This is a genomic window from Promicromonospora sp. NPDC023987, assembly GCF_040639055.1.
GTDB lineage: Bacteria > Actinomycetota > Actinomycetes > Actinomycetales > Cellulomonadaceae > Promicromonospora.
This window is the reverse complement of record NZ_JBEZZF010000050.1, coordinates 1-9,790: the sequence shown is the minus strand read 5'-3', so window position 1 is coordinate 9,790 and position 9,790 is coordinate 1. Positions and strand designations below refer to the sequence as shown.

Sequence of the window (9,790 nt, the reverse complement as noted above, 5' to 3'; positions counted from 1 at the left end):
CGGGCGGCCCTTCGGGAGGCTGCCATGACCGTGCTCGTGCTCCGTGCGCTGGGCCTCGGGGACGCCCTGACCGGCGTGGCGGCGCTCCGTGGGGTGCGGCGGGCCTGGCCGGGACACCGGGTGGTGCTCGCGGCACCCCAGCCCATCGGCCAGTGGCTGACCGACCACGGGGTGGTGGACGCCGTGCTGCCTGCGCGCGGGCTGTCGCAGCTCCCGTGGCCGTGGGCCGGTCCCGGCGGTGCGCAGGACGCGCCGGGGTGCCTGGCGGTGAACCTGCACGGCCGCGGCCCGGAGAGCCACCGGGTGCTGCAGGCCACGCGGCCGGACGCCCTGGTCGCCTTCGCCAGCACGGCGGCCGGCCATCTCGGCCCCGACTGGGACGAGAGCGAGCACGAGGTGCTCCGCTGGTGCCGGCTGGTGCAGAGCATGGGTGGCCACTGCGGCCCGGAGGACCTGCGGCTCGGGCCCACAGACCCGCTGGGCGGGAGAAGCCAGGTGGGCGGGCAGTCGGAGGTGGTAGTCCATCCCGGAGCCGCCGCCGAGGCCCGCCGCTGGCCCGCCTCGCGGTGGGCTCAGGTCGTCGCGGCGCTCACCGCACAGGGGCACCGCGTCGTCCTGACCGGGTCGGAGGCCGAACGAGGCCTCTGCGCCCGTGTCCGGCAGGAGGCCGCGCGGGGTGACGCGGTGCGCAGCACCGCCGGCGAGCTCGGTCTGCCCGCACTGGCCGACCTGGTGTCCACGGCCCGGCTGCTGGTCAGCGGGGACACGGGCGTCGCCCACCTCGCCACGGCCTACGGCACGCCGTCCGTCACGCTGTTCGGGCCGACGCCGCCGGCGCTGTGGGGGCCGACCATCGACCTGCCCCGGCACGCCGTCGTCTGGCACGGCGAGCGAGACGCTCCGCCGCGGGACCCGAACGCGGACCGCCTGGACCCGGCACTCGCCCAGGTGCCGGTGGACGAGGTGGTCGCCGCGTGCGAGTCCGCGCTCACGCAGCTCCCTGCGACCGTGAGCGGAACCACGACACCGTCCTTGCCAGACCGTCCAGCCAGGCGACCTGGGGTTCCCAGCCCAGCTCGGTACGCGCCAGGGTGATGTCGGGGCAGCGCTTGCCCGGGTCGTCGAGGGGCCGCTCGACGTGCTCGACCGGCGACGCCGAACCCGTCGCCCGGATCACGTCCTCCGCGATCCGGGCGACGGTCAGCTCGTGCGGGTTGCCCAGGTTCATCGGCCCGGCGTGGCCGCTGTGCGCGAAGGCCAGCAGGCCCGCCACCAGGTCCTCGACGTAGCAGAGCGAGCGCGTCTGGCTGCCGTCGCCCGCGATCGTGAGCGGTTCTCCCGCGAGCGCCTGGCGCACGAACGTGGGTACCACACGCCCGTCGCGGGCCCGCATCCGGGGGCCGTAGGTGTTGAAGATCCGGACGATGCCGGTGTCGGTCCCGAGGGCGCGCCGATATCCCGCGGCGAGTGCCTCGCCGAACCGCTTGGACTCGTCGTAGACGCTCCGGGGGCCGACGCTGCTCACGTTGCCCCAGTACGCCTCGGTCTGTGGATGGACCTGTGGATCGCCGTACACCTCCGAGGTGGAGGCGAGGACGAGGCGCGCACCGTGCTCGTCGGCCAGCTCGAGCGCGGCCCGGGTGCCGCGCGACCCGGCGTCGAGCGTCTCGATCGGATGTTCGAGGTAGTCGACCGGCGAGGCCGGCGAGGCCAGGTGCAGCACCAGGTCGACGCCGGGGCGGAGCGCTGCCCGGACCGCGCGGGAGGTGAAGCCCTCTGCGACGTCGCAGTGCTCGAACCGGAACGCCGGGTGGCCACGGAGGCCCGCCACGTTGCCGAGCGACCCGGTGAGGAGGTTGTCGAGGCACACCACCTCGGCACCGGAGTCGACGAGCGCCTCGCACACCCTGCTGCCCACGAATCCGGCACCGCCGGTGACGACGGCCCTCATCACGGGGCCTCGCCGGGGCGTCGGGTCCAGGCGTCGCTGTTCATGGGTCGTCCTCTCGCGGAGGTCCGGCAGCCTGGTCTCGACCGCACGGTTCCACGGTGCACCGGAGCCGCTTCACTCGCAGCGGCGTTCCGGGCGGTCCGCCGCCGTGGCACCCTGGTCCCGTGAGCTTCACGCATCTTGACGACCGGGGCCAGGCCCGCATGGTCGACGTCACCGCCAAGCAGCCGACGATCCGCTCCGCGACGGCGTCGGGCACCGTCCGCTGTGCTCCCGCCGTCGTCCAGGCCCTGCGTGACGGCGCCGTCCCCAAGGGGGACGTGCTGGCGGTGGCCCGCATCGCGGGCATCGCGGCAGCCAAGCGGACGCCGGAACTGCTGCCGCTGGCGCACGTGATCGGCGTGCACGGCGCGGCGGTGGACCTCGAGGTGACCGACGACGGCGTCGTGATCTCGGCGACGGTCCGCACCGCCGACCGCACGGGTGTGGAGATGGAGGCGCTCACCGCCGTCGCGGTGGCGGGCCTCGCCGTGGTCGACATGGTCAAGGGCCTGGACAAGTCCGTCTCCCTGGCGGACGTGCGCCTCGAGCGCAAGACGGGCGGCAAGTCGGGCGACTGGGTGCGCGCGGAATGATCACCGTCCGCTACTTCGCCGGCGCTCGTGAGGCTGCCGGGGTCACCACCGAACAGCTGGTCGGGCCGACGTCGGTCGCTGCCCTCCGCGGTGCCCTCGCCGAGGCCCGTCCGGGCCTGGGCGAGGTGCTGCCGAGGTGCTCGCTCCTGGTCGCGGGTGCTAGGGCGACGTCGGACGATGCGCTGGTCCCGGACGACGCCACGGTCGACGTCCTCCCCCCGTTCGCCGGCGGCTGACCCCGGTCAGTGGTCGCCGCCGACGAGCTGGGAGCGGACGTGCGGCCAGAGCGTGAGCACCACCTCGAGCCCGTCCCGCACGCCGCCGGACGACCCGGGCAGGTTGACGACGAGCGCTCGTGCCCCGTCCGCCGTGCTGGCCAGGCCCGCCAGCCCGCGGGAGAGCGCGGCCGTCGGCACGCCTGCCGCGATGCCCTGCTGGCGGACGACCTCGGCGATCCCGGGGATCTCGTGGTCGAGCACAGCGCGCGTGCCCTCGGGCGTGAGATCGCGCGGCGCGATGCCCGTGCCGCCGGTGGTGATCACCAGCCGGGCTCCGTCGTCGAGCGCGGTCCGTACCGCGTCCCGGACCGACTCGACGCCGTCGGGAACGAGGTGGTTGCGCACGTCCGTGAGTCCCGCCTCCCGGAGCAGCGCCACCGCCGTCGGGCCGGACCGGTCCTCGGCCTCGCCGCGTGCGCAACGGTCGGAGACGGTGATCACCGCTACCCGGTCGGACGTCATACCGACACGCTATCTGCCTCCGGCTCCTGGGACCGCGCTGCCTCGACGGCCTTGTCCAGGCGGTACGCGCGCACCGACCAGGCGACGGCGGCAGCCCAGCCGACCCAGAGCACGACGTAGACGGCGATCTGCACGCCGTCGGTCGCGGCGATCCAGTCGCTGCCCAGGAGCGTGCGCGAGTTGGTGAGGACGATCACGCCGCCCACGGCGGAGCCGAGGACACGCGGCGGGACGAGGCGGACCAGCCAGGCGGCGATGGGCGCCGCTATCAGGCCGCCGATGAGGAGGGCGAGCACCCAGGTGACGTCGATGCCCGCACCGCTGAGGCCCACGAAGAAGCCCACGCTCGCCGCGATCGCGACGAAGAACTCGCTGGTGTCGATCGAGCCGATCACCTTGCGCGGCTCCATCCGGCCGCTCGCGAGGATCGCGGGCGTACCAACCGGGCCCCAGCCGCCACCGCCGGTGGCGTCCATGAAGCCGGCGACGAGGCCGAGCGGCGTGAGGAAACGCCGGCGCAGCGGCTTGTCGGAGCGCGCGGGCAGACCCTGCACCGTGAAGCGGAGCAGCACGTAGAGACCCAGCCCCAGCAGGATCACCGACATGACCGGGCCAGCGATCTCGGTCGAGAGCGACGACAGGAACGTGGCACCGGCGAACGCACCGATCGCACCGGGGATGCCGATGCGGGCCACCACCCTCCAGTCCACGTTGCCGAAGCGCCAGTGCGAGGCGCCGGACGCGAGCGTGGTGCCGATCTCGGCGAGGTGCACCGTGGCCGACGCCGCAGCGGGGTTCGTGCCGATCGCCAGCAGCAGCGTCGTCGAGGTGACGCCGTAGGCCATGCCCAGGCTGCCGTCCACCAGCTGGGCGCCGAGACCGACGAGCGCCAGCAGGATCAGGGTTCTCATGGTCTTCGACCTTCCACGTCCACGGGATACGGCACGGGCCGCAGCGGGACGGCCGGAGTCAGAGTAACCACCTAACCCGGTCGGATACAACAGGCATTTCATGCATCGGATAAGTGGCCATGCGGACAGCAGCCGGGTGGACCATGGATCGTGCGGAACCGGCAGGGGCGCTTAGGGGTTGGCCCAGGCCGAGTCGCCCTGGGTCAGGGCGCGGACGTCGTCGGGCAAGGTGCCCGACACCAGGTCGGCGAGCGAGACCGCCTCCAGCACGGCGCGGACGTTGGCACGCAGCGCGACCCACACGTGGAGCAGGGGGGCGGCCGGGCCCTGGAACTCCAGGTCCGACGGACGGTTGCCGCGGACGAAGACCAGCGGGCCGTCGACGGCGCGCACGACGTCGGCGATGGTGATCGAGTCGGCCGCGCGCGCCAGCCGGTAGCCGCCGCCCGCGCCCCGGTGGCTCGTGACGAGCCCGTCGCGCCGCAGATCGCTCAGGATCCCCTCCAGGAAGCGGTGCGGAATATCCTGCGCGCGGGCCAGGGTCTCGGCGCGGACAGGCCCGTCGTGGTCGGCGGCCGCCAGCTCGGCGGCTGCCCGGACGGCGTAGTCGGCTCGTGCGGAGATCCTCATGCCCCCATTCTCCCCTGTACGTCGCGCACGGCGTGCCGGGATAGCCTCGGCACCGTGTCGAGACTCGCGAAGCTGCCAACGGGCGCGCCCCGCCGGGCGCTCGCACCGGGCGTGGCCGCGGCGCTGACCGCCGGCCTGTCCCTGACGGGATGCGCCCCGACGTCCGACGGCGAGACGCTGACCGTGCTGGCCGCCGCCTCGCTGCGCGAGCCGTTCGCCGCGCTCGAGGCCACGTTCGAGGAAGCGCACCCCGGCGTGGACGTCACGCTGTCGTTCGGCGGGTCGTCCGGTCTCGCCGACCAGGTCGAGGCGGGCGCCCCCGCCGACGTCGTCGCCACCGCGGACGAGACCACCATGGCCCGCCTTTCCGACGCCGGGCTGGTCGCCACCCCGACCGTCTTCGCCACGAACGTGCTCACGATAGTGGTGCCCACCGATAACCCTGCCGGTGTCGAGGGCCTCGCTGACCTCGAAAGTCGCGACGTCGACGTCGTGCTCTGCGCGCCAGAGGTCCCGTGCGGACGCGCCGCCGCCGCCGTGGCCGACGGCGCCGGCGTCACGCCGCACACGGTGAGCGCGGAGCCGAGCGTCACGGACGTGCTGGCCAAGGTCGCGCTCGGCGAGGCCGACGCCGGCCTCGTCTACGTCACCGACGCCGCCACGGAACCGGACGACGTCGAGACCGTCCCCACCCCCGAGGCCGCCGACGTCGTCAACCGGTACCCCCTGGCGGTGCTGGCCGATCCGCCCGCCCCTGACCTGGCCGCCGAGTGGGTAGCCCTCGTCACCGGCGAGGAGGGCCGGTCGGCGCTGTCGGAGGCGGGATTCGGTACGCCGTGAACGGGCTGCCGCGGTGGGTGGTCCTGCCGGCCACGCTCGGCGCGCTGCTGGTGGTGCTGCCGGTCGCGTCGCTGCTGACCCGGGTCGACGTCGGCTCGCTCTGGCCGCTCCTGACCGCTCCCGGCGCCCGCGACGCGCTCTGGCTGTCGCTGCGCACCTCGGTCGTCGCGACCGTCCTGTGCGTGGTGCTCGGCGTCCCGCTCGCGCTGCTGCTGGCCCGCGCCTCCTTCCCCGGACGCCGGGTCGTGCGCGCGCTCCTCCTGCTACCCCTCGTGCTGCCGCCCGTGGTGGGCGGCCTCGCGCTGCTCACCCTGCTCGGGCGCAGCGGCCTGCTGGGCGGCGTGCTCGAGGTGCTCGGGATGCGCGTCCCCTTCACGACGGCGGCCGTGGTGCTCGCGCAGGCCTTCGTGGCCCTGCCGTTCCTGGTCCTGACGCTGGACGGTGCCCTGCGGTCCCACGACACCGCGCACGAGGACGTCGCCGCGACGCTCGGCGCCCTGCCGACCCGGATCCTGCTGCGGGTGACGCTGCCCGCGCTCGCGCCGGCGCTGGTCTCGGGAACAGTCCTGGCGTTCGCGCGGGCGCTCGGCGAGTTCGGCGCGACCATCACGTTCGCGGGTGCGCTCCAGGGTGTCACCCAGACCCTGCCCCTCGAGATCTACCTGCAGCGCTCGTCGGATCCCGACGCCGCCGTCGCGCTCTCCCTAGTACTGGTGGTCGTCGCGCTGGCGATCATCGTCGCCGCGTACGGTCCGTGGTTCCGCCAGATCCCGGAACAGGGCGCACCTGGCGCGGCGGTGGCCGATGGACCGACGCCCGCGCACGGCCGGTTCTCGTCGAACGTCGCGGCGGAACCGGAGGCGTGGCCGTCGGAGGCTGCTCGGCCGGGCGTGCGGTCGGGTGTGCGCTCTGGCGTGCGCCGGCCGCCCGCCGCTGTGCGTGTCCACGTCCGGGTACCGGAACGTGGCGTCGACGTCTCCTTCGACGTGGCGCCGGGCGAGGTGGTCGCCGTCCTCGGCCCGAACGGCGCGGGCAAGTCGACGCTGCTCCAGGCGGTCGCAGGCCTCGGCGGACACCGCGGGGACGTCACGGTCACCATCGGGGACCGAGTCCTCGCGGGTCCCGGCGCGCCCGCCACCCCGCCGCGTGACCGGCACGTCGGCTGGCTCGGGCAGCGCCCGCTGTTGTTACGGCACCTGTCCGTCGCCGACAACGTGGCCTTCGGGCCCGTCTCCCGCGGGATGCCCCGGGCCGAAGCCCGCACGCTCGCTCAGTCCCTCCTGTCCGACGTCGGAGCGGCGCACCTCGCCGGACGACGCCCCCACGAGCTCTCCGGCGGCCAGGCCCAGCGCGTCGCGATCGCTCGCGCGCTGGCCACCGACCCTGATGTGCTGCTGGTGGACGAACCGTTCTCAGCGCTCGACGTCGGTGCGGCCCAGCATGCCCGGCTGCTGCTGCAGGCGGCGCACCGGACCTCACCCCGCAGCACCCTGCTCGTCACGCACGACCTTCTGGACGTCGCCCAGCTCGCCGACCGGGTCATCGTGCTCGAGGAGGGCCACGTGGTCGAGGACGGTCCCGCCAGAGAGGTGCTCACCCGGCCGCGCTCGACCTTCGGTGGGCGCTTCGCCGGCGTGAACCTCCTGGTGGGCACGGTTGTCGCGCCCCCGGGCGGAGGCGGTCCAGGACGCGCGACAGAAGCCGCCGAGGGGTCAGGCGCCGTCCTGGCTACCGCGCTCGGTGAGGTCCACGGGACCACGGAGGACGTGCTGGACCCCGATGCCGAGGCCGTCGCCCTCTTCGAGCCGCGCGCGGTGTCGGTACACCGGGACCCGCCGGGCGGCAGCCCGCGCAACGCCTTCCCTGTGCTGCTCACCGGGATCGAACCCCATGGCCCGCTGCTCCGGATGTGGGCCACCGCCGAGCGGCCCCGCCACGGCGGTCACGGCGACGTGCTCGGCGGTGGGCGCGCCGGTGGCGGCGCCGGCGGGCGCGCCGGTGAGGGTGCCGCTCGGCGTGCAGACGGACCGGCGGCCCCGGAACAGATAGCTGCCGACCTCACGGCCGCTGCCGTCACCGAGCTCGGCGCGGTCCCGGGCGAGCAGCTCTGGTTCGTCGTGAAGGCGGCCGAGGTGACGGTGCTCCAGCGGTGAACGGGTCGGTTCGCGCTCGCTGCCTCAGGCCAGGATCTGGCCCACTCGCTGCGCCGAGGCTGCGAACGAGCCGGTGAGCGGCAGCTCGGGCAGGATCACTGCCTGGGCTGCGTGGTAGACGTCGGGCTTGCCCACCCACGTGCGGCCCGACGGCCGGTTCTCCGTGTCCAGCTCGTGGTGCCAGGACCCGTGCTCGGCGTCGATCAGGTTCGCCCGGATCCAGGCCCACCACTCGTTCTCGAGCTCGGCGTAGCGCGGCTCGCCCGTGACCCGCCCCAGCACGTGGGCGGTAGCGGCCGCTTCAGCCGCGACCCAGTGGAAGCGGCGCGCCTCGACAGGGGTGCCCGACCAGTCGGTGGTGTAGACGAAACCACCGCCGTCGGGGTCCCACCCGTCCTCGACCGCACGGTCGAACAGCGCGACGGCCGCGTCGGTCCGGTGGCCCGACGTGCCGGCCTCCGCGTCGATCTGCAGCAGCAGCCGCGCCCACTCGAGCCCGTGGCCGGGGGTCGCACCGTACGGCTTGAACGGATCCTGAGGCCGGTCGGCGTTGTACTCGAGCAGGGGGTTCCATGCGGCATCGAAGTGCTCGGGGATCCGCCACTCGTTCGTCGAGGCCCAGCCCACCACCCGATCACCGATCGCCGCTGCCCGGTCCAACCACAGGCCGTCGCCCGTCGCGGCGCGCGCGGCGAGCAGCGCCTCGACGGAGTGCATGTTCGCGTTCACCCCGCGGTAGTCCGACGCCGACGACCAGTCACGTGAACGCTCATCCAGGTGCAGCTCCTGCTCCGGTTCCCAGAACCGCGCGTCGAGCACGGCGAGTGCCGTGGTAAGCAGCTCCGACGCACCGCGGATGCCGGCAACCTTGCCGGTCGAGGCCGCGAGCACCACGAACGCGTGTGCGTAGGCCTCCTTGGCACCGACCAGCTCGTCGCCCTCACCCCTGGCGGCGAGCCACCCGCCGAACTCGGCGTCTGCCAGCACGTCCTGAAGGCCACTGAGAGCGCGCTCGGCGTGCTCGTCCGCGCCACTCACTCCGAGCAGATGCCCGACGGCGAAGATGTGTGCCATCCGCGCCGTGATCCACGTCTCCACTGGATGTGAGTGGTCCGGGCGCCCCAGGTCGTCCAGCCAACACGCGGCCCCGTCCGCACGGATCGCCCCCTCAGCAAAACGCAGCAACGAGACGAAGTGGTCCCTGCGCCACGCGGACTCGGTGGTGCGTGCGGACTGGTTGGTGGTGCCCGCACCAGTGCGGGTTGTGTCTGCGTTCACACAGTCACGATAGCGGCGGCGCCTGTGTACCCGGCAAGTTGCCCAGCGACACCACCGGCCGCCTCTGCGCGGCACCGTGCCGTCGGCTGCTGCGCGCCGGCGCTGCTTCGCGCCAGCCCAGTGATTGCGCCCGAATTCCGCGGTGATTTCGGGCGGGATCGCTGGGTAGGCGCGAGATCGTTGGGTGGGCGCGGGTTGGTGGGTTTGGTTTTGGGGGGAATGCAGTCAGGGGGTGGAGTCCCTGCACCAACCCTGTGGGTTCGTGCGGGGACTCCACCCCCTGCTGGGAATGGTTGTCCGGCGGCGTCCTACTCTCCCACCCCGTCTCCAGGGCAGTACCATCGGCGCTGTAGGGCTGAGCTTCCGGGTTCGGAATGGGACCGGGCGTTTCCCCTACGCTATGACCACCGTAACACTATCGAGAAGGCAAACCCCTACCACCCACACACACCCAAAAAAAAGGGGGCGGGGGGGTTGGGGGTTGGTGCCCGTGACTCGGGAACCGCATAGTGGACGCGTAACAATCAAAGACTCTTATTAACAGTGATGTGGTGTTATGAAGTTATCGGCAGTTAGTACCGGTCAGCTCCGACAGTCGTTAGTCCTGTCTTCCACATCCGGCCTATCAACCCAGTGGTCTGCTGGGTGCCTC

General features: G+C 73.3%; 10 protein-coding genes and 1 rRNA gene. 5 read left to right on the top strand and 6 right to left on the bottom strand.

Annotated features, from left to right (window positions below; all coding sequences use genetic code 11):
• The first annotated feature begins 24 nt into the window (after positions 1-24).
• Positions 25-1,095: a glycosyltransferase family 9 protein gene (locus tag AB0F40_RS19620; RefSeq protein ID WP_357471280.1), complete on the top strand. Its 1,071-nt coding sequence runs from the start codon at positions 25-27 to the stop codon at positions 1,093-1,095.
• On the opposite strand, the gene AB0F40_RS19615 is transcribed toward AB0F40_RS19620, so the two are convergent.
• The gene (locus tag AB0F40_RS19615; RefSeq protein WP_357471277.1) at positions 989-1,951 is read right to left on the bottom strand and encodes an NAD-dependent epimerase/dehydratase family protein; all 963 of its coding nucleotides are present in this window, start codon (positions 1,949-1,951) and stop codon (positions 989-991) included. The two genes, AB0F40_RS19620 and AB0F40_RS19615, sit on opposite strands and share 107 nt — an antisense overlap.
• A gap of 164 nt (positions 1,952-2,115) precedes the next feature.
• On the opposite strand from AB0F40_RS19615, the gene moaC reads away from it, so the two are divergent.
• Both moaC and AB0F40_RS19605 read left to right on the top strand, forming a co-directional pair.
• Positions 2,116-2,586, top strand: coding sequence for a cyclic pyranopterin monophosphate synthase MoaC (gene moaC, locus AB0F40_RS19610; protein WP_357471274.1), 471 nt, complete (start codon positions 2,116-2,118; stop codon positions 2,584-2,586).
• Positions 2,583-2,822, top strand: coding sequence for a MoaD/ThiS family protein (locus tag AB0F40_RS19605; protein ID WP_357471271.1), 240 nt, complete (start codon positions 2,583-2,585; stop codon positions 2,820-2,822). Before moaC ends, AB0F40_RS19605 begins: the two co-directional genes overlap by 4 nt.
• A gap of 6 nt (positions 2,823-2,828) precedes the next feature.
• Here the strand turns inward: AB0F40_RS19605 and AB0F40_RS19600 are convergent, their stop codons facing one another.
• From AB0F40_RS19600 to AB0F40_RS19590, 3 genes are all read right to left on the bottom strand, one after another.
• Complete coding sequence (locus tag AB0F40_RS19600; protein ID WP_357471268.1) at positions 2,829-3,326, bottom strand: MogA/MoaB family molybdenum cofactor biosynthesis protein; 498 nt, start codon at positions 3,324-3,326, stop codon at positions 2,829-2,831.
• Positions 3,323-4,237, bottom strand: coding sequence for a sulfite exporter TauE/SafE family protein (locus tag AB0F40_RS19595; RefSeq protein WP_357471265.1), 915 nt, complete (start codon positions 4,235-4,237; stop codon positions 3,323-3,325). The genes AB0F40_RS19600 and AB0F40_RS19595 overlap by 4 nt, the downstream gene beginning before the upstream one ends.
• A gap of 171 nt (positions 4,238-4,408) precedes the next feature.
• Positions 4,409-4,867: an Rrf2 family transcriptional regulator gene (locus AB0F40_RS19590; protein WP_357471262.1), complete on the bottom strand. Its 459-nt coding sequence runs from the start codon at positions 4,865-4,867 to the stop codon at positions 4,409-4,411.
• Between the two features lie 54 nt (positions 4,868-4,921).
• Between AB0F40_RS19590 and modA the strand changes: the two genes are divergently transcribed.
• Together modA and AB0F40_RS19580 are read left to right on the top strand one after the other, a co-directional pair.
• The gene (gene modA / locus AB0F40_RS19585) at positions 4,922-5,707 is read left to right on the top strand and encodes a molybdate ABC transporter substrate-binding protein (protein ID WP_357471260.1); all 786 of its coding nucleotides are present in this window, start codon (positions 4,922-4,924) and stop codon (positions 5,705-5,707) included.
• Positions 5,704-7,860: an ABC transporter permease gene (locus tag AB0F40_RS19580; protein ID WP_357471257.1), complete on the top strand. Its 2,157-nt coding sequence runs from the start codon at positions 5,704-5,706 to the stop codon at positions 7,858-7,860. Before modA ends, AB0F40_RS19580 begins: the two co-directional genes overlap by 4 nt.
• A 24-nt stretch (positions 7,861-7,884) precedes the next feature.
• On the opposite strand, the gene AB0F40_RS19575 is transcribed toward AB0F40_RS19580, so the two are convergent.
• The gene (locus AB0F40_RS19575) at positions 7,885-9,138 is read right to left on the bottom strand and encodes an AGE family epimerase/isomerase (RefSeq protein WP_357471255.1); all 1,254 of its coding nucleotides are present in this window, start codon (positions 9,136-9,138) and stop codon (positions 7,885-7,887) included.
• 295 nt (positions 9,139-9,433) lie between these two features.
• Positions 9,434-9,550: ribosomal RNA gene (gene rrf / locus AB0F40_RS19570) — 5S ribosomal RNA — on the bottom strand.
• Positions 9,551-9,790: the final 240 nt, after the last annotated feature.